Origin of the sequence: Planococcus sp. ISL-110, from assembly GCF_018613575.1 — a bacterium.
GTDB lineage: Bacteria > Bacillota > Bacilli > Bacillales_A > Planococcaceae > Planococcus.
In genome coordinates this window covers 1-19,071 of record NZ_JAGGPX010000027.1, presented here as the reverse complement: position 1 = coordinate 19,071, position 19,071 = coordinate 1, and the positions used below count along the sequence as shown (strand labels likewise).

Annotated in this window: 19 protein-coding genes; 11 read left to right on the top strand and 8 right to left on the bottom strand. The window is 45.2% G+C overall.

The annotated features are described in order from the left end of the window. Positions 1-8 precede the first annotated feature (8 nt). On the bottom strand, positions 9-1,055 hold the full coding sequence (gene hemE / locus J7I83_RS15150) for a uroporphyrinogen decarboxylase (protein WP_215102072.1): 1,047 nt from the start codon (positions 1,053-1,055) through the stop codon (positions 9-11). Positions 1,056-1,274: 219 nt separating this feature from the next. On the opposite strand from hemE, the gene J7I83_RS15145 reads away from it, so the two are divergent. The 3 genes from J7I83_RS15145 to J7I83_RS15135 all read left to right on the top strand — a co-directional run bounded on the left by J7I83_RS15145 (position 1,275) and on the right by J7I83_RS15135 (position 4,183). After that, the gene (locus J7I83_RS15145) at positions 1,275-1,787 is read left to right on the top strand and encodes an antibiotic biosynthesis monooxygenase family protein (protein WP_215102070.1); all 513 of its coding nucleotides are present in this window, start codon (positions 1,275-1,277) and stop codon (positions 1,785-1,787) included. A 52-nt stretch (positions 1,788-1,839) separates the two neighbouring features. Continuing rightward, complete coding sequence (locus tag J7I83_RS15140) at positions 1,840-2,835, top strand: sodium:calcium antiporter (protein WP_215102068.1); 996 nt, start codon at positions 1,840-1,842, stop codon at positions 2,833-2,835. A gap of 178 nt (positions 2,836-3,013) precedes the next feature. Next, on the top strand, positions 3,014-4,183 hold the full coding sequence (locus J7I83_RS15135) for a M20 metallopeptidase family protein (RefSeq protein WP_215102066.1): 1,170 nt from the start codon (positions 3,014-3,016) through the stop codon (positions 4,181-4,183). Positions 4,184-4,228: 45 nt separating this feature from the next. Here J7I83_RS15135 and J7I83_RS15130 read toward each other — a convergent pair whose 3' ends face one another. After that, positions 4,229-5,431 (bottom strand): ABC transporter permease, encoded by a 1,203-nt coding sequence (locus J7I83_RS15130; protein ID WP_215102064.1) that lies wholly within the window; start codon positions 5,429-5,431, stop codon positions 4,229-4,231. Next, the gene (locus J7I83_RS15125; RefSeq protein ID WP_215102062.1) at positions 5,415-6,164 is read right to left on the bottom strand and encodes an ABC transporter ATP-binding protein; all 750 of its coding nucleotides are present in this window, start codon (positions 6,162-6,164) and stop codon (positions 5,415-5,417) included. The genes J7I83_RS15130 and J7I83_RS15125 overlap by 17 nt, the downstream gene beginning before the upstream one ends. A gap of 177 nt (positions 6,165-6,341) precedes the next feature. On the opposite strand from J7I83_RS15125, the gene J7I83_RS15120 reads away from it, so the two are divergent. The 7 genes from J7I83_RS15120 to J7I83_RS15095 all read left to right on the top strand — a co-directional run bounded on the left by J7I83_RS15120 (position 6,342) and on the right by J7I83_RS15095 (position 10,622). After that, the gene (locus tag J7I83_RS15120) at positions 6,342-6,773 is read left to right on the top strand and encodes an HIT family protein (RefSeq protein ID WP_215102060.1); all 432 of its coding nucleotides are present in this window, start codon (positions 6,342-6,344) and stop codon (positions 6,771-6,773) included. A 105-nt stretch (positions 6,774-6,878) separates the two neighbouring features. Beyond that, positions 6,879-7,409, top strand: coding sequence for a tryptophan transporter (locus J7I83_RS15115; protein ID WP_215102059.1), 531 nt, complete (start codon positions 6,879-6,881; stop codon positions 7,407-7,409). 125 nt (positions 7,410-7,534) lie between these two features. Next, positions 7,535-7,954: a YtxH domain-containing protein gene (locus J7I83_RS15110; protein ID WP_215102058.1), complete on the top strand. Its 420-nt coding sequence runs from the start codon at positions 7,535-7,537 to the stop codon at positions 7,952-7,954. A 205-nt stretch (positions 7,955-8,159) separates the two neighbouring features. Continuing rightward, the gene (locus J7I83_RS15105) at positions 8,160-8,723 is read left to right on the top strand and encodes an HTH-type transcriptional regulator Hpr (protein WP_215102285.1); all 564 of its coding nucleotides are present in this window, start codon (positions 8,160-8,162) and stop codon (positions 8,721-8,723) included. Positions 8,724-8,824: 101 nt separating this feature from the next. Further along, on the top strand, positions 8,825-9,370 hold the full coding sequence (locus J7I83_RS15100) for a DUF3267 domain-containing protein (protein WP_215102057.1): 546 nt from the start codon (positions 8,825-8,827) through the stop codon (positions 9,368-9,370). Between the two features lie 61 nt (positions 9,371-9,431). Further along, positions 9,432-9,617, top strand: coding sequence for a hypothetical protein (locus tag J7I83_RS17900; RefSeq protein WP_006828367.1), 186 nt, complete (start codon positions 9,432-9,434; stop codon positions 9,615-9,617). 108 nt (positions 9,618-9,725) lie between these two features. Continuing rightward, positions 9,726-10,622, top strand: coding sequence for a peptidylprolyl isomerase (locus tag J7I83_RS15095; RefSeq protein WP_215102056.1), 897 nt, complete (start codon positions 9,726-9,728; stop codon positions 10,620-10,622). A 441-nt stretch (positions 10,623-11,063) separates the two neighbouring features. Here the strand turns inward: J7I83_RS15095 and yhaM are convergent, their stop codons facing one another. The 5 genes from yhaM to J7I83_RS15070 form a co-directional block, all read right to left on the bottom strand. Continuing rightward, positions 11,064-12,002 carry a 3'-5' exoribonuclease YhaM gene (gene yhaM / locus J7I83_RS15090; RefSeq protein WP_215102055.1) on the bottom strand — a complete coding sequence of 313 codons (939 nt, stop codon included), beginning with the start codon at positions 12,000-12,002 and terminating at the stop codon, positions 11,064-11,066. Beyond that, positions 11,999-14,839, bottom strand: coding sequence for an ATP-binding protein (locus tag J7I83_RS15085; protein WP_215102053.1), 2,841 nt, complete (start codon positions 14,837-14,839; stop codon positions 11,999-12,001). The genes yhaM and J7I83_RS15085 overlap by 4 nt, the downstream gene beginning before the upstream one ends. A 4-nt stretch (positions 14,840-14,843) precedes the next feature. Continuing rightward, positions 14,844-16,061: a metallophosphoesterase family protein gene (locus tag J7I83_RS15080; RefSeq protein ID WP_215102051.1), complete on the bottom strand. Its 1,218-nt coding sequence runs from the start codon at positions 16,059-16,061 to the stop codon at positions 14,844-14,846. A 419-nt stretch (positions 16,062-16,480) separates the two neighbouring features. Next, the gene (locus tag J7I83_RS15075; RefSeq protein WP_215102049.1) at positions 16,481-17,731 is read right to left on the bottom strand and encodes an ABC transporter permease; all 1,251 of its coding nucleotides are present in this window, start codon (positions 17,729-17,731) and stop codon (positions 16,481-16,483) included. Then, entirely contained in the window at positions 17,724-18,623 is a 900-nt protein-coding gene (locus J7I83_RS15070; protein WP_215102047.1) for an ABC transporter ATP-binding protein, read from the bottom strand. Before J7I83_RS15070 ends, J7I83_RS15075 begins: the two co-directional genes overlap by 8 nt. A 127-nt stretch (positions 18,624-18,750) precedes the next feature. Here J7I83_RS15070 and J7I83_RS15065 point away from each other — a divergent pair, with 127 nt between their 5' ends. Next, entirely contained in the window at positions 18,751-18,936 is a 186-nt protein-coding gene (locus J7I83_RS15065) for a YhzD family protein (RefSeq protein WP_215102045.1), read from the top strand. The last annotated feature ends 135 nt before the right edge of the window (positions 18,937-19,071 follow it).

Here is a 19,071-nt window from a genome sequence, read left to right as displayed (position 1 = left end):
ATTTGGTCTTACTTTAAATTACTTTTATGAGCCGTACTGTATTCGTGTACAAATGAAGTCAATCGCTTCAACGTATCCGGATTAACTTCTGGGAACACTCCATGCCCCAGATTGAAGACGTAGCCATCGCTTTGCATGCCCATATCCAAAATCTTTTTCGTACGTTCCTCGATTACCGGCCAGTCTGCCAATAAATAAGAGGGGTCGAGGTTGCCTTGCAAAGTCTTGGTCAATCCCATCGAACGCGCTTCTGAAATCGGCAAACGCCAATCCAACCCAACAACGTCCACTGGAAGCTCATGCCATTCTTTTGCCAAATGGCTTGCTCCCACACCAAAAATCGTCAATGGCACACCTTCTGTGCGCAATTCGGCAAAAATGCGATCCATCACCGGCTTGATGAAAATCCGGTAATCTTCAACATTCAGTGCCCCGACCCATGAGTCAAAAATCTGGATGGCTTTTGCGCCTGCTTTGATCTGTGCTTTTACATAAGGAATGATAGTGTCTGCCAATTTGTCCATTAGTGCAAACCACATGGCCGGTTCTGACACCATCATTGCTTTGGTTTTGTTATAGCTTTTGGAAGGACCGCCTTCAATCATGTAGCTAGCTAATGTGAAAGGCGCACCTGAAAATCCGATCAGCGGCACATTCAATTGTTCCTGCGTCAACAGGCGGATTGTATCAAGGACAAAATCAACATCCTGTTCCGGGTTGATTTCACCTAAGCGTTCAATATCCGCCATACTGCGGATTGGATTATCAATGACAGGACCGATCCCTGATTTGATTTTTACGTCAACTCCGATTGCAGGCAATGGCGTAACGATGTCTTTGTATAGAATCGCTGCATCATTATTATACTGATCAACAGGAAGCTTCGTTACGTATGCACATAGCTCCGGCTGGTGTGTAATTTCCTCCAACGAATATTTTTCCTTAATTTTGCGGTATTCCGGCTGGGAACGTCCGGCCTGCCTCATATACCAAACCGGCACATGATCGGTTTTTTCTCCTCGCGCTGCGCGAAGATACGTATCATTGAATGTCATGAATTTTTCATCCCTTCAGTCTGCTGCTATCTTGTCTGTCTACCTATATCCGTCTATACTATAGACGCTCCATACTTTATTGTATAGATTTCCGGCGCAATTGTCATAAATTAGACGCTTCTCCTTTTCACTTGATTGTCAATACCTGTTTCGTGTAGATTTCTAAAGGGAAGGATAAAGAAAAAGAAAAGCATGTATATTTCCTAAGGAGGGGTATCGATGAATTTTTACATGACGACAGGAACTTACGATTACATGAAGAAAATGCGTGAAAAACATTCGGAAGAGACAATGGTCCTCATGCAAGGTGAAAATACAACCTTGATGATCCATGAAACAGAGGGGAAGACCATTTTCCAAACACCCCGGCGTTATGAAGTGGTTGATGGAACAGGAGAATTCAAGGAAAAAGGATTTTTTGTCTTTAATAATATCCCGGTCTCTGACGAAGGGCGCCCTGTTTTCGAACACCGCTTTAAAAATCGGGCAGGAGCGATTGAAAACGAACCTGGATATATCGCATTCCGTGTTTTGAGACCACTTGATTCAGACACCTATGTCGTCCTGACTGAATGGGAGTCACCTGCTTTTTATGAAAAATGGAAAGAGTCGCAAGCGTTTTCTCAAGCACATTCTGCTAAGCCGGAAAGCCCACTCAGTGCGCAGCGCCCGAATATTTTCTCGGGTGTGTCCTATATCAGTACCTATCGAGCAAAACCTGAAGAAGAATGATGACCTCAAACCATGCAGAGCTGGTTTGTTGCAAATTTAAGGAGGAAGTTACTTGGTTTTCGTTATTTTCATATTAGCAGCTGCACTCACCGTATTCGCATCCATCAAGCTGTCCCAATATGCCGATGTTATCAGTTCAAAAACGGCAATGGGCGGCATGATGGTCGGTACCCTATTACTTGCAGGGGCAACTTCCCTGCCTGAAGTATCCACCAGTTTTTCGGCAGCAGCTATCGGCAACGCTGATATCGCTGTCGGGAACATGATTGGATCAAACCTTTTCAATTTGTTCATCCTTGCTGGATTTGATTTCCTTCTCCGGAGACGCCGGATTTTGAATCGGGCTTCGCGCAACAATATCTACACTGCCATTCTCGGGACTTTTTTAACCGTTCTTGTCATCATGGCCCTTTGGCTGCGTCTTGACACACAAATTTTTGGTGTTGGTCTGGATGCATTGATCATCGCAGTCACCTATATTATCGGTATGGTCGCCATCAACAAACTGCCTTCACTGGACCCTGAAGCAGAAGCGATTGCAGAGTCGGAAGAAGAACCTGATAATCCAAGTGCTTCATTGTCACCAAAAGCAGCAATTTTCCGCTTTGTTATCGCGGCTCTTGTTATTTTGGCTGCTGGTACTGCCTTATCAATTACCGGAGACCAAATTGCTATCATTACCGGAATCGGCTCCAGCTTTATCGGCAGTTTCCTGATTGCTGCAGCAACTTCCCTTCCGGAAGCCATCTCTGTTTTTGTGGCGCTGCGATTGAGCAATGTCAACATGGCTGTCGGTGCCATTCTCGGAAGCAATATCTTCAATATGATCATCCTTGCCCTGTCTGATCCTGTGTACACTGCAGGAACCATTATTTCAGGTGTTTCCGGCGCGAATATGATTATCGCTGTCGGTGTTCTGATCATGTCGTTGCTTGCTTTGTTTTCGCTTTACCGAAAAGAAAGTGCTTCTACACTATCGTATGCACTGCCATCTGTGATTATTCTTATTGTGTACTTTGCAGCATCTTACATGAACTTCACTTACTAACCAAAAAAAAGCGCAGCCGTACTCCAGCAATTAGGAGCGGCTGCGCTTTTTTAATTTTGGAGGACTCTAAAAAATCCCTAAGACCTTCTCTGCATCTTGTATCTGCCATGGGACTGGTGTCCCTTCTCTCACCCACTGCCATTTATGATATGCTTGAAAAAAGAAAGGGGTTTTGAAAATGATTGATGCATTATACGCAGAATTAGATGCCGCTTATCCGGAAATGGTGGAAATCCGCCGTCACCTGCATATGAATCCAGAACCATCGTTTCATGAAATCAAAACAGCCCGTTATATTCGTGATTACTATGAAAAATTGGGGATCGATGTTAAACACAGTGTTGGCGGAAACGGTGTAGTCGCTAGAATACAAGGCGCAAAACCTGGTAAAACCGTGGCGTTGCGCGCTGATTTCGATGCCTTGCCGATTCAGGACCAAAAAGAAAGTGTGCCCTATAAATCAACCGTCGATGGCGTCATGCACGCATGCGGCCATGACGGCCATACAGCTACACTTCTAGTGCTTGGAAAAACCCTGCACAATCTGCGTGATAGATTGGAAGGAACCTATGTTTTGATTCATCAGCATGCCGAAGAACTGGTTCCAGGAGGCGCAAAATCGATGATTAGAGCAGGCGTGCTGGACGGTGTTGATGTCATTTTCGGTACCCACCTTTGGTCTACGACGCCGTTTGGCAGAATCGATACGCGCGTCGGCCCGATCATGGCCGCTGCAGACAGCTTTGAACTCAAAGTTCAGGGACGGGGCGGCCATGGCGCAAGCCCTCACGAAACGATTGATGCGGTCGTCATCGGTTCCCAGATCGTCTCGAACCTGCAGTCATTGGTATCCAGACGTGTGGATCCCTTGGAATCCGCGGTCCTGTCGGTCGGTTCGTTTGTAGCACAGAACCCATTCAATATTATTGCCGACCAGGCTGTTTTGTCCGGAACTGTCCGCTCATTCAAGGAAGATGTCCGAAGCCTGATGGAAGCGGAAATGGCTCGCGTCATCGAAGGAATCAGTATGGCCAATAACAGCCGCTATGAATTCCATTTCAAACGCGGATACCCACCAGTCGTCAATCATGAAAAAGAAACTATATATGTAAAAGGTATCGCAGAAACCGTTCCTGGTGTGGGAGAAGTCTATGACTGCCCGCCTCAAATGGGCGGAGAAGATTTCGCCTATTACCTGGAGGAAATTCCGGGGGCGTTCTTCTTTACAGGTGCGATGCCTGACGGAGATGTATACCCTCATCACCATCCAAAGTTCGATTTTAAAGAAGAAGCCATGTTGCTGGCTGCTAAAACCCTGGGCGCTGCAGCCGTTAATTTCCATAAGTAAACCAAAAACCAAGCCCGGCATCTATTCCTAGATGCCGGGCTTGGTTTAATTTTCCCTGCTTTTTAAAACTATAACCGTAATGAGAGAAACGGCCAGAATGACGCCAAAAGTCAACAAGGCAGTAATAGCTTCCCCTATCAGCAGCAGGACAGCTGCTGCAGCTATACTTTGCAAAATCTGCATTGCCATGATGAGTTTCCGGACAGCTTGCTGCCTGCTGAACTGAGTCAGCGGGAACAAGTTGTCCATCCTGAAATGCTGGGTATGCGTCAACCCTTGCCAGATTTGAATCACCGTCGCGAATGCCAAGGCACCGGCAAATAATGCGACCCCGATCTGGAATGGAATGAACCACGCCCCCACCATGATGATGGCCGTCAGCCGCACCCATAAATAAAACAATTCATCCGATCGGACAAAAGTTCTCCAAACCAAATATAAATGTGCGTTTTTCGGACCCGGCTTGATAAACCCGTAAGCCCAATTCAGCCAGGTTCTGGCCTTGATTTTGCCCTTCAGATGAGGGACATCGGTAAAGTAGTTGGCGAACTGATAAAAACGCAACATGCGGTTTTCTTCCAGCCCTATAAAATGGTCATAAGCGAAAGGCTTACCTACCGCTTTGCGGGCTATCCATTTGCCATAAAAAATGATGGCAAACAGCACCAGGACAGCAATAACCAACTGCTCTTCTATATAAAAGTATACAAACAGCCCGACCAGCAAGAAACGCAGCAGCCGGTCCAGCCAGACAGCTTCTCCTGCCCCTTGCCTGCGGAAAACGAATTCCGTCTGGACATTCCACCATTTGATCAGCAGCAGCAAAATCGGAAAACCAATTAAAAAGGACGACGGCAGACCATAGAGGGCATTGACCATCGGCAACGACACGATAAAGACGATGGCCGGCAAGTACAATTGGGAAAAGAACGACCATTTCAAAGCCGGTTTTAAAAATTCATCCAACTTGCTTTCCAAAGGCAAAAAATACACCGAATCTGCTTCCTTCAATAAAGTTGACGGTGGACTGATGGCCAACAGCAATCCGAAAATCACTGCCAACACGAGCGCTCCCGGGAATTCTGGCGGGATATTCTGAATCCATTCGCTATAGGCGAATCCTGCAGCTCCAAGTGCGAAAAGCAGCACGACTGCGATATGGCCGGTGAAAATATATTTCAAGTAATTTTGGACTTCAACTGTGTACTTATGAAGCCGTTTCGACCAGATATCATGCAAATTCTTCATTTAGCTCATCCTCGGTCATCGCAATATACAAATCATCCAGTGACGCTCCGGGCATACTGAAAGCCTTCCGCAAATCGTCCATCGTTCCGCTGGCCCGAATCCGTCCGTTATGAAGCAGGATGATCCGGTCGCAATAGCGTTCGGCAGTAGACAGGATGTGGGTCGACATCAGCACCGACGCCCCTTTTTCCTTTTGTTTTTCCATCTGATCCAATAAGGATTTGATGCCCAGTGGATCCAGTCCGACAAAAGGTTCGTCGATGATGTAAAGAGCCGGATTCACAAGAAATGCACTCATGATCATCACTTTCTGGCGCATCCCTTTCGAGAAGTGCGATGGAAACCATTTTAGCCGCTTTTCCATCCGAAATTCCTTCAAGAGTTCTGCAGAACGTTTTTCAAACAGCTCGGGATCCAAATTATAAGCCATCGCAGTCAGCTCCAAATGTTCCCGCAACGTCAGTTCTTCATACAAAATCGGCGTTTCCGGAATATATGAAAAAGATGAACGGTATGTGTCCATATCTTCTTCGAAGGTTTTTCCGTTCAATCGGATTTCCCCCGATTTCGGCTGCATCAATCCGATAATGTGCTTGATTGTAGTACTTTTGCCGGCACCGTTCAAACCAATCAGTCCAACAAGTTCCCCTTTTCCGATCGAAAACGTCACTTCCTGCAGGACCGGCTTGCGTGTATACCCGCCTGTCAACGCGTCAACTTCCAAAATAGCCATATACAACACCTCTTTCTTTTAAAAATCATACAATCAACAATGAAGGAAAATCTCATTGTTACGCAACCCATAAACTCTTTAACTTATACATTTACCTATTGTATCAAAATCAGCTGTCGAATTCTTTTCTGATATGGCAAATATGGTAAAATGGGAAAAATGGAAAGGATGATACCAATGACAAATTGTATTTTCTGCAAAATCATTGCAGGTGAGATCCCAAGCGTGAAAATTTATGAAGATGAACATGTCTTTGCTTTTATGGATATCATGCCCTTGTCAAAAGGCCATACTTTGCTTATCCCCAAAACGCATCGTGAGTTTGTCTATGATATGACACCCGAAGAAGCGGGCAAGCTGTTTTCCGTGGCACCGAAGATCGCAAAAGCCATCAACGATACGTTTCAGCCTGAAGGCATGAACCTGCTGAACAACAATGGCGCAAAAGCTGGCCAAAGCGTATACCATTTCCATTTGCACTTTATCCCACGCTACGGGCAAACTGATGGCTTTGGGGCAAAATGGATAACCAAAGAGAAAGAATTCACTTCCGAACGCATTCAAGAGCTTGCAGAAAGTGTAAAACAAAAGTTAACCGCTGACGCTTGATTTTCTGAAGTGGACAGGATAGAATCAGAATAAGTTTTTTCGCCGGCGGTCATGAGGACACGACCGGGAAAAAGAACTAACACATTAGCTGAGGAGAGATGAGAAATGAATACGAAGAACCTAGTTTTAATGGCGCTGCTGGTAAGCGTCGGAGCCACACTTTATGTGGTGATTCCAGGCATCAACGGAGGAATGAAACCTGATTTCATGTTGACGATGATGTTTATTGGCATTCTTTTATTCCCGAATGTGAAAAACGTATTTTTATTGGCGGTAACGACTGGTGTCTTATCAGGACTGTTCTCTACATTCCCGGGTGGATTCTTTCCAAATATCATCGACAAGTTCATCACCGCTTTTGTATTTCTGGCTTTAGTGATGATCCTGAAGAAATTCGTTTCTAAACTGCCGGTTACTATTGCACTTTGTGCAGTCGGCACTTTATTGTCCGGAACAATATTTCTTTCTGCAGCCATTTTTGTAATTGGTGCCAATATCCCTTTCAGCCTGTTGGTTGTAACGGTGGTCTTGCCTGCAGTATTGATGAACGGAGTCGCTTTCGCCTTTATCTACCCAATTGTCATCACATTGGTCAAGCGCTCCAAATTCGAAACAGCGGTTTCACAAGCCGCATAACACAGAAGTTTTTCGTCATTATTTATGGCGAAAAGCTTTTTTCATTGAACAGTCATTCCTCTTTATGTTTTAATTAGGTAAAATAAAGGAAAAGAGATTGATAGGAAGAAAGGAGCGTTTTATACATGAAAGCATCAAGATTTTTCTTAGGACTTGCTACAGGGGTGGCAGTTGGAGCTGCAACGGCCTTATTCTCTGCTCCACAATCAGGACAAGAGTTCCGTACAACTGTGAAATCAACGTCATCTGAATGGAAAGAGTATTTGAATGAACTCAAAGTAAAAGTGAACGGCCTGAAAGAATCGGTCAATCACTTGACCGAGGAAGCCAAATCACAGCTGCCTGAAGCAGTCGATGGATTAAAAGCATCACTTGAAACTTGGACGGAGAGCACTGCTCCCGCCAAAGAGCACCTTCAGCTTGAAATCATGGCTATCCAAAATGCCATTGAAGAGTTGCAAAACACCCTCAGCAAAGACAAAAAAAACAAAGACGATGATAAGCCTAAAAAGGAAAAAGTCGACGACGATACACAAAGCGCGTAAAACAGCTGCCACTAGGCGGCTGTTTTTTTTGAATTTTCTATTGCATCTGAATCTAAAGGGTATCGAAGTACCGCTTATACAGTCTTTTTTGAAGACTTTCTCTGATTTTATTTTTTGCTGTAAATTATTTTACTATTCTTACTTTTATTACGTTTGCTTTACTGCTATAATAAAGAAAATATTTCGGAAGAAAGTGGGTGCTTGTGTGAGCGAAAAGGAATATACCATGAAAGAGGCTATGTTGTTTAGCCAACGCATCGGGCAATTATCGAAAGCGCTGTGGAAAGCGGTAGAAAAAGATTGGCAAATGTGGATAAAACCTTATGACTTGAATATTAATGAGCATCACATTCTTTGGATCTCCTACCACTTAAAGGGAGCTTCTATATCGGATGTCGCCAAATTCGGTGTCATGCATGTTTCTACTGCCTTTAATTTCTCAAAAAAGTTGGAAGAACGCGAACTTCTGTCTTTTTCAAAACGCGATACGGATAAACGCAATACCTACATTCAGTTAACCGAAAAAGGCGAGAAATTGATGCAGGAAATGATTGAAAATTATCATAAGACTCCACACTCTGTCATTGACGGCTCTCTGCCCTTGCGAGAGATGTATGGAAAATTCCCGGAGTTTATGGATATCATGGCCGTAATCCGTAATATTTATGGAGATGATTTCATGGAAATTTTCGAAGCATCCTTTAAAAATATCGAGAACAGATTCAGTGAAGAAAACCATGTCATTGTGCACCAAGAAAGCCAACAATAATCAACAAATTCCGCTGTTTAATTTATGGTTGCATTTCCTTATAAATCATTGTATTGTATGTATCGACTCAAAAATGAATTTTGTAGTTAGGAGATGCATACATGCACTGCTGGAAAACAATCAATGTAAAAAAACAATATGGATTTGACCGGCTTTTCATGATATCAGCACTTTTTGGAATCGCTGTTTTTATGGCCTCTTACGTCGGGCTTGCGATTGCTTATGCCACACCACTATCCGATCAGTATTTTCTACTTTTCGTCTTGGCTTTATTAGCTATCTATCCAATCCATAAAGTTTTACATTTCTTTCCAATGATTGGTTGCCACAAATCATTGAAACTTATCATTCGAAAACAGATGAAGGTTTGCCCGGCCATTTCATTTCATATTAATGAACCGGTTCCCAAAGTACGTTTTCTCTTGTCATTGGCCACACCTTTTCTTATTCTAAACACAGCCATTGTCACGTTAAGTATCCTGATGCCTGCCTTCAGCCATTATTTCGCTATGCTGTTAGCGTATCATTGTGCTTTATGCTTGACGGACATCATCTACCTCCGCAATTTAGCGCATTCTCCCAAATATGCGTTTATAGAAGAAACAGAAACCGGTTTTGAGATTCTTGTGCCTCCAGTAGTCAGCTGATTCCTGCTTTTTCTTCCCGTCTTTGTTATACTAGGAAGTAAAGTCAGAGGGGAGGAAATCCATGATTATCGCATTCATTGTTATGTTCTCCGTGTTTTATCTTTTCCAGATCAACCGGATGACATTGGCCTTAGTTACTTCTCGGGAAATCCCGGAAGAAAATCATCAAAAAATATTCCGTACCATTAATATATTAATCACAATACTACTGGTATCGTTGTATGTAGGCGTAGAATTTACACCTTAAATCACTTGCCTACTGGCAAGTGTCTTTTTTTAGGAACATTCAAGATTTCAAAACGTTTATACTATTAGCAACTACTGCATCTAGATAGAAAGTTGGGAGCGAAATTTAATGAAAAAATCCTTTTTAACAATTACATTGGCAGCATCCATACTGGCTTTAGCCGCTTGCAGCGACAGCGGCGAAGGGGAAGTTATTATCACTTCCGATGCTGGAGATGTCACAAAAGATGAGCTTTACGAAGAAATGAAAACCTCAATTGGCGAACAAGCGGTACAGATTCTTATGATTGAAAAAGTACTTGCTGAAAACTACGAAGTGACCGATGAAGAAGTAAATGCAGAGTACGAAAGCAATAAAGAAGAGCTTGGAGAAAGCTTTGAAGAGTTTCTTGCTCAAAATAACCAAACTGAAGACAGCTATAAAAAAGTCATCCGTTTAAATTTATTGCAGGAAAAAGCGTTGACTGAAGGCGTTGAAGTGACCGACGAAGAAATACAAGCACAATATGACCGCCAAGGCACTGAATTGAACGCACGCCATATTCTTGTGCCTGATGAAGAAACTGCCAACTCCCTTAAGAAAGAATTGGATGAAGGCGGTGACTTCGCTGCATTAGCAGAAGAAAATTCAACTGATACAGCTTCTGGTGCAAACGGTGGTAACCTTGATTGGTTCGGACCAGGAGCTATGGTTCCTGAGTTTGAGGAAGTCGCTTATGGCCTTGAAGTTGATGAAATAAGTGAGCCTGTAGCATCTGAATTTGGATTCCACATCATCCAGGTTCTTGAGAAACGTCAAGTAGAAGACCAACCGGCATTGGAAGACCAGAAAGAAGAGATTCGTTCTGAAATAGCACTTTCAAAAGCGGATCAAACCACTTTATTGCCGAAAGTTGCTGAATTGATGGAAGAAGCAAATGTAGAGATTCAAGATGAAGATCTCGAAGGCGCTTTGGAAGATATCCTGAATCCTGCTCCTGCTCCAGAAGCTGCCCCTGCAGAATAATAACTGAAGACTTAAAAACCCCTCGCTTCCATTACTGGAAGCGAGGGGTTTTCAGCTTGTTGAAAAAGTCTTCACGCTTTCATTTCGCTTCAGACGGACGCTTTTACTGGCACGACTTCTGCCGCTCCCCTCGCTACTCTGAGTCCAGTGGCTCCATCTCGTGTCGCTCTGTCGCTTTGCTCCGTCACTGTTCCCGTTGGAGTCGCCGCCTTCCGCTGCATTAAGGAAGAAAGCATTTACTAAGTGGGTTGGAGAAGCGTCCGTTCGACTCCTGCAGGAAAGCGAGACGGCCGAGACCCCGCAGGGAACAGAGTGACTGAGGAGGCTTGGACGCGAGCCCGCGGAAAGCGAACGGTAAGCTTCGGAAATCCACGACTTGTTAGAAGTTTCTCGATAGACTGAAAAACCCCCGCTTCCGAGAAAGGAAGCGGAGGTTTTTTATCAAATTTTCGGTTTGTAGAATGAGCGATTATCCAATGCGAAGACACGTTCAGAAAATTCGCCTTCCTTGGTTTTTCCAAGAGCGCGGTCCATCATCATCATCTTGGCATCGATATTGTCGATATAATGCAGAATTTCAGCTTCTTTAAGCATCGGTTTTTTCGGACTGCCCCACTCTTCCTTGCCATGGTGCGAAAGGATGATATGCTGCAGCAGCATAACTTCTTCCCCTTCAATCTCCAACTCTTCTGCAGCTTTCGCCACTTCTGTCACCATGATGGAGATATGTCCGATCAGATTGCCTTCCACAGTATAGCTTGTTGCAATCGGACCGGAGAGCTCGATTACTTTGCCGATATCATGCAAAATAATCCCCGCAAACAGCAAATCCTTGTTTAAGCCCGGATAGATATCGATCAATGCCTTGCCCAACTTCAGCATGGAAACGACATGATCTGCCAAACCGGAAACATAGTCGTGATGATTGCGCGTTGCTGCCGGAAATGTCAGGAATTGCTGCTGGTATTTTTTCAGCATAAAACGTGTAATCCGCTGAATTTGTGGATTCTCCATCTCGAAAAGATACTTCATCACTTCTTCGAGCAACTCGTCCGCTGATTTCTCAGACGACGGCATCAAGTCTGAAATTAACTGGTTCTCTTCTGGTTTCGCCGGCCGGATGCTTTTGATGCGCAATTGGTTTTTGCCTCTGTAATTGTGGATTTCGCCACCGACACGGACAATTGTTTCCGCTGCGAATAATTTTTCCTGTTCATCTTTCGTATCCCATAATTTTGCTTCAATATCTCCGCTCTTGTCCTGTAATACCAATGAAATAAACGGATTTCCAGTAGTTGTGACTCCTTTGACTGACTGCTTGATCAGCAGGAATTCATCAATCGTCTCTCCGACTGCACGCTGTGTGATTCCTTTAGTCATGAATGAACGCTCCTTTCGGTATTGGCCACCTTGATGATCTGCGCATTAGGCCAAGCCTGCTGCATGCCTTCGTGGCAAGTGAAATAAATGAACTGATGCTCTTTTTGCAGCTCTGTTACTAAGTTTATCATTTGCTGCAGCCGACTGCGATCAAAATGGACAAAAGCGTCGTCCATAATAATAGGAAACGGATGGCTGTTCTTCATCGATACAGCTAAAGACAGCCTCAACGCCAGATAAGCCTGCTCTTTCGTCGCCTGACTGAGCTCAGCAATCCGGAAATACGTTCCATCCTGTCTCTCCGCTTCAAAATAACCTGACATATTCATGGACAATTTCTGATAAGCACCGGCGGTCAACCGGTTGAAATAAAGCTGTGCATTGTCCAGCACTGCCGGCAATTTCTTGTCTTTCAATTCAGCCATTATCTGGCTGATTGCTTCCACAACAGCTTTATTGATGGACCACTGGTGGGCCAAATCGATGAATTCCGCTTTCTTCTCTTCAAATTCCTGCTGCTTTTCTTCATAAGAACTATCCGACAATAATAAACGGGTCAATTGCTGCTTATCAGCCTGTTCCGCCAGCAGCTCGTTCCGCTCCGCTTTGAGCTTTGCGAGATGAATCTGCCAGCGCTCTAAAGCCATTTCAGCATCATCTGGCTGCCAGCCAGCCGGCAAATCAATTTTTCCAATAGACTCCAACTGCCCATCGACAAGTGCACACTCTTTTTCAAGTTGCTGTTTTCGCTCCCAGGTATCCGCCGTCCGGTAAAAGTCAAAAACATCTTCCACATGGGTATATTCCAGCAGCGCCTGCTGCTCTTTTTCAAGCTGCTCCTGGTAAATAGTCAAGCGGCTGATTTCCTGCAGCAGCTCCCCTTGTTTCTCATTTACTTTGATCCATTCTTCCTGCTTCTGTTTCCGCAGTGCAAGCTCTGAACGCAAAGAAGGCATCAGTTCACCGGTTGCCAGTTCTTTGCCGCATGCTGCTTGCGCTTTCTCAAGCCATTCTTCCTGCCGCTCTTCCAATACGCGGACTTCGCTGTCGATCCGCTGCAGCCGCGAGTGGATGTTATGCACTTCACGAAGTTTTTCGAATAGTTCCAGGACCATCGTCCGGCTTGCTCCCGGCTGAAGGCCAATTTCCAGCAGAAGCTTTTGATAGGCAGCTTTTGCAGGAGAAGAAGTTTTTTCTGCTGAATAGACGGCGATTTTCTTTTTGATGGCGTCCCGCTGTGCTATTAAGCCATCCAGTTGATGATCAAATTCTGAAACTTTTTTCGAAATTGCCTCGTACTCACTTTCTTTTCCGCCATATTCGTTTAGGAGTGTCTGGTAATGTCCCGAGAGCTCTGCGGGCTTTGCCGTTTTCAGGAATAACCAAACTGCTGCCCCAATTACGGCAAGACCTAATACCATTAACAGCATAGTTGATTGTACAAAGCCATAAGCTGCCATAATCAAACCCATTGCAACCAACGCGTAGTTGACGATCTGTCCATTTCCGCTGTTGACTGTTTGAATTTTTGACGCTACTCTGGCTTCCGCTAACTCCCCAGAAATGGCTGCCCACTGTTCCGCAGCGAGCCGCTCTTTGCCAACAGGTTCCCCCACCAAGAAATACGTCAGCTCCGCTTCTGTTTGTGACAGTCTTTTTTTTTCTTCCTGCAGGTTGCGCATCCGGAAACGTTGATCCTCTTCTTCCACATCCAAATCCTTCAGCCTGCCAACTAATTGCTCTTCGTTTCTTAAAGAGACATCCACTTCTAAAGCCTGCTGCTCAGAAAGCCCGATAAGGGACAATGTGGACTGGCGATCTTCCGAAAGTTCCAGATGTTCATTGTTCTTGTGTTCCAATTGAAGACGCAGCTGATGCCAATCTGATTCACGGTTCAACAGATTTTCCAAAGCTGATACAGGCTCTCCTGATTCAACGGCAGGCAAGCTGTTCTGCTGATTGGCCAAATGCTCTGCACCAGCTTTTGTTTCTGACAGCTTGTCCACCAGCCGGTCCATCTGCCTTTTTCCGTCCAATGGAAATTGGACAACTCGCAATGCTTTGATCTGCTCTGCCAAAGTCTTTTTATCAGCCAGCAATGGAGCCATCTGCTGCCATTTCCCGAGTTTTTTCAGTTCCTGGTCTGTTTCCTTTTCTTCAGCTTCGATAGTCATCAGGCGATTGTCAATTTCGCGCAGCCGTTCGATATAAGGACCATATAACTCTGTCCGCTGCCGATATTCCTTCAGCTCACCTTCGATGCTGCGGAGCTCATCAGCAAGCACATTCATTTCCGGGTTTCGCCCGCTCTTCTTGAACAACAGCGCCATTTCCTTTTCCAGCTGGCTTTCCAATCGTGTTACCGCATCAATGCCTGTAGTTCCGGAGGCCAGCAGGGTACGGCTCAATTCCTTTTCACTCAGTCCGTCAAGTCCTTGCAATTCATGGATGGAAAATGAAAAAATCGCTTCAAACGAGGCGCGGTCGTAATTGCGCAGCAGCTGCTTTAGTTCGGCTTCTGCCCCACGCCTGCCGTCTTCAAACCAGACAGTGACATCTCCGGCAGATTTTCCTTTTATCCGCTCAATCACCAGTTTTCCGTAATGCGGATCGGATATGTGAATTTGACCGCCATATTTCCCACCATTTTTCGGTTCATAGCGCAATAATGCCCCTTTGCGTGCAGGAAAGCCGAAAAGAATCTGGACGATAAATTGCTGCATGGTTGTTTTTCCGGCTTCATTTGGGCCATAAAACAAGGCCATTTGGCCAGTCAGATCGATGGTCCGGTTTTCATGCCTGCCGAAACCATAAATGATCAGTTTTTCGATTTTCATTCCGTCACTCTCCTGCCTGCATGCTGCGTCGAATTTTTTGGGCGGCTGCCAGTTGAAGATCTGCGATGGATTGATCTTCCAAAGGCGCTAAAAAGCGGCTGCTTTTCGGGTGCCTGTATAAATCCTTCAAGATCGTTTTCCATTCTTCTGTGTTCCACCCTTCGATTGTCTGGACCAGCACAGCCCCGAGTGGAGAAAGTTCTGCTTCGTTATCTGCCTCTTGAAACCGAATCTCTTGGATCCAGATAAAATGATCCAGTGCTTCCATTGATTCTTGCAGCGTTTCCAGCAGTTCACTTTCCGGAATTTCAGTTAAGAGCTGAAAACTCTCTCCATCCATTTCGGTAAACACTATATCGACAATCGCCGTTCCTGCTGCTTCTCCAAAAAGACTAAGCTTTCTTCGGCAAGCATCAATCAATTCATTCATATGGAGTATTCCCTTGATCGAAACGGCCACCTGATCGAATTGAACGACTGACGTCGGAATGAACTCCAAGGAAGTATCCCTTTTTGACAGGGTCACATCATAAAAGCCTTTTGTTCCGGACTCCTTACGGTGGCGCCCTTGAATATTGCCGGGATAAACGATGGACGGTTCACGGTGAAGCTCCTGACGTTTATGGATATGGCCAAGCGCCCAATAATCATACTGTTTGCTGAGCAGCTGCTCTTTTTTGAAAGGCGCATAAACCGCATGTGTCGCATCGCCGTCCAGGCTGCCGTGCAGCATGCCGATCTGGTAGCTCTCCAAACCTTCTGCTGCCGGATACTGTTCCACCATCGATTCACTGACATGGCGTTTGCCGTAGCTGAAGCCGGTAAAAACCACTGGACCACCGGCGGTTTCCAGCCTGAACTGGGAGACTGAATCGTCAAATGCATGGACATTTTTGGGCAATTCAAAACGCGTCCAATTGCCGCTCAGGTGGTCGTGGTTGCCGTAGCTGATAATTACCGGAATCTCTTGTTCAGCAAGCTGCTGCATTCCTTTTTGAAAACGGGCTTGCGCGCGTATGCTGCGGTCTTCCCCGTCATAGATGTCGCCGACAATCAGCACAAAATCAGGCTTCTCATCGAGCGCATACCGAACGAGCCCATCAAATGCATCCAGCGTGCTGTCTTTCAGCTTTTTCCAATGTTCTTTCCGCAAGCCCTTCATGCCGATGAACGGGCTTCCCAAATGCAGATCTGCGGTGTGGATAAATCGAATAGATTCCATAATTAACCCCTCTTAAAGACCGAATATTTGTTCTTATTTTACCATGGAAATCCCATAAAAAAAACTGTTTGCAAGAAACTTCCTGCAAACAGCTTTCTTATGTTCTATCAAAGCTGAACTAAAGAAATCAGCTTTTATCCAACGCTTCGGCCGCTTTGGGCATGGCTCCCGCAAGAAGCCAGGCAAAGGACGCCAGTCTTCTTGCTTTGCCCAGCCCTTGGACGCACCGGCGCTAAGGGATTTAGTGAATTCGAAGCAACTCTATGTTTTCCCCTGTAATCATAAAAGATATGGAGCAAACCAGTGGAGACTCCCAAGGAAGCAGCAAAGTATAGCCCATCAAAAATGATTAGTTCAACTTATATAAGAAGTCTATTTTTATAAAAGAGTGGCTTTTCTATAACGGCGCTAACTCTCGACTACTTATTATTCCCTAATCGAATAGCTTTGCGGATGTCCTTCAGGGACTGGGAGGAGCCATACATCAGCACTCCTCCACGGTAGACACGGGCGCCGAACCACCCCAGTATCCCTATGGTCACCAGCATGATACCAATGGACAACAGCGGCTCCCACAAGGGCAGATCCAGCATGCCGACACGCAGGAACATCACTAAAGGCGCAAAAAATGGAATAAAGGATGAGACGGTCACATAGCCGGCTTCCGGTATCGAGATGCCGGAAAACGCGATGAGTGATCCGATGATGACTAAAATCATCATTGGCAACATCAATTGCTGCACATCCTCTGTCCGGCTGACCAAAGACCCCAGCAATGCTGCGAGCACCGCATACAGGAAATAGCCTAACAGGAAAAAGAGGATGGCGAACAGGAATGTACTGATTTTGACTTCAGAAAAGCCCATGACGCTGAAAAAGCCTTCAGTTAAATCCGTGCCCGCTGTCTTAATGGCAAAATAGCCGGACAGTCCGAAAATCATCATTTGCAAAATCCCCAGGCTGCCGATGCCTAAGATTTTTGCGAACATATGCTTAACTGGCGACACACTGGAAATAAGAATCTCCATGACACGGGAAGATTTTTCAGTGGCTACTTCCATGGCGATCATGTTTGGATAGTAAATGACTGCCACATAGATGAGCATGATCAGGACATAAACAAGCCCTCTGGACTGACTCAACTCTTCCTGTGATTTGGAAGATTCCGAAACAGCCTCCCGCTCAAATTCGACCGGCATGAACAACTGCCACACTTGGCTGTCATCCAATCCGAGCGATTCGGCAGTCAATGCCGTATGTACTGCCTGAACCGCATTTTCAATCTCAATGCCACCGCCCAATTCATTGGCAGATTCTGAGATGTAACGGGCACTCAATTGGCCATTCTGTGTTAAAACCAGGTAATCGTCAATAATTCCTTCGGCCAGGCTTTTCTGCAATTCCTCTTCAGTCAAATAAGTCGGTACAGCTTCAATCCCACTGTCCATCAAATCAAGCTGGGTCTGCAGTTCCGGCACAAGGCCCGAGGTTTCATCAAGGACATGCAGCAAATTCTCCTCAGATTCTTCGCCATCGAAAAGCGCGATGATGTTCGGAATATTCGCCAAAAGAAAAAAGGAGGCAACGACAACCAGTGTTGTTATAATAAAGGATTTCGTTCTGGCTTTGGTTATAAACGCCTGTTTGAAAATAATCCAGAAACTATGCATGATTTTTTCCCACCTTCGCAATGAAAATTTCTTCCAAGGAAGGTTCTTCTATTGCAAAATGGCGTAGTGTTCCGAGATTTATCGCTTTAGCGAGTAGAACTTGCGCAACATGTTCATCCGTAATCTGGAACAATGCGCCGTCTTTGGTTTTAGTAAAGTGATCGACACCCGCGATGGCGCTCAAGCCACTGAGATCACCTTCCATATTCAAGCGGACTTTCTGCTTGCCGAATGACCGTTTCACTTTCTTTATCGAACCACCAGCTACCACTTTTCCGCGGTCCAAAATGCTCATGTCATCGCATAACTCCTCGACATGATCCATGCGATGGCTGGAAAAGACAATGGTCGCCCCTTGCTTCTGAAAATCCAGGATCGCTCCTTTCAGCATTTCCACATTGACAGGATCGAGTCCCGAAAAAGGTTCATCCAATATCAGCAACGACGGTTTATGCAAGAGCGATGCAATCAATTGGATTTTTTGCTGATTGCCTTTTGACAACTCTTCCACTTTTTTCTGCCCGTAATGCGGCACTTCAAAGCGTTCCAGCCAGGCAGCCGTTTCGCGCTTGGCATCCGGCTTCGACATTTTGCGCAACTGTGCCAAATACACCAGTTGTTCTTCTACCTTCATTTTCGGATACAGTCCGCGCTCTTCCGGCAAATAGCCGATTTCCGGGCTGTTTGCATATGTAATGGGTTTTCCTTTCCAACGGACTGTACCCTGAGTGGGATCCAGCAGGCCCAGAATCATCCGGAATGTCGTCGTTTTGCCGGCTCCGTTGGCACCGAGAAAACCATGCATCTCTCCTTCTTCGATTGACAGCGAAAGATTATCCACCGCTGTAAAATCACCGAATTTTTTTGTTACCTGTTCAACGTGCAAAGCCATTTTCGTTCGCCCCTTTCTTTCTACTTACTACGAAGCATTTGCCAAAATGTTTCAAAAATTGCAGGACTTTTCAAAAGAAACCCTTTATACTTAAAATGAATATCCATTCAGAAAGGATTGATTCCATATGAGAACCTATAAACTGACAGCATTCGAAAAAACGGGGAAACAGATATTGGACGAAACATTTACGGCCGAAACAGACGAAGAAGCAAGTGATAAAGGAAAAGCCATCCTGGAAGAAAAAGAGTTGATCAAACAAACCCATCGCCTGGCATCACCTGCAGGCAAACTTCTTCTTTTCCATTCATAAGTACGCAAAAAGCATGGCGGAAATTCGAGGCCACTGAAAAACCCTCCCTTTAAATCAGCGGAGACTAAAAAAAGAGTCAGAAGGCAGGATTTCCCTGCCTTCTGACTCTTTTTTATCACCTTTATTGTTCACCAG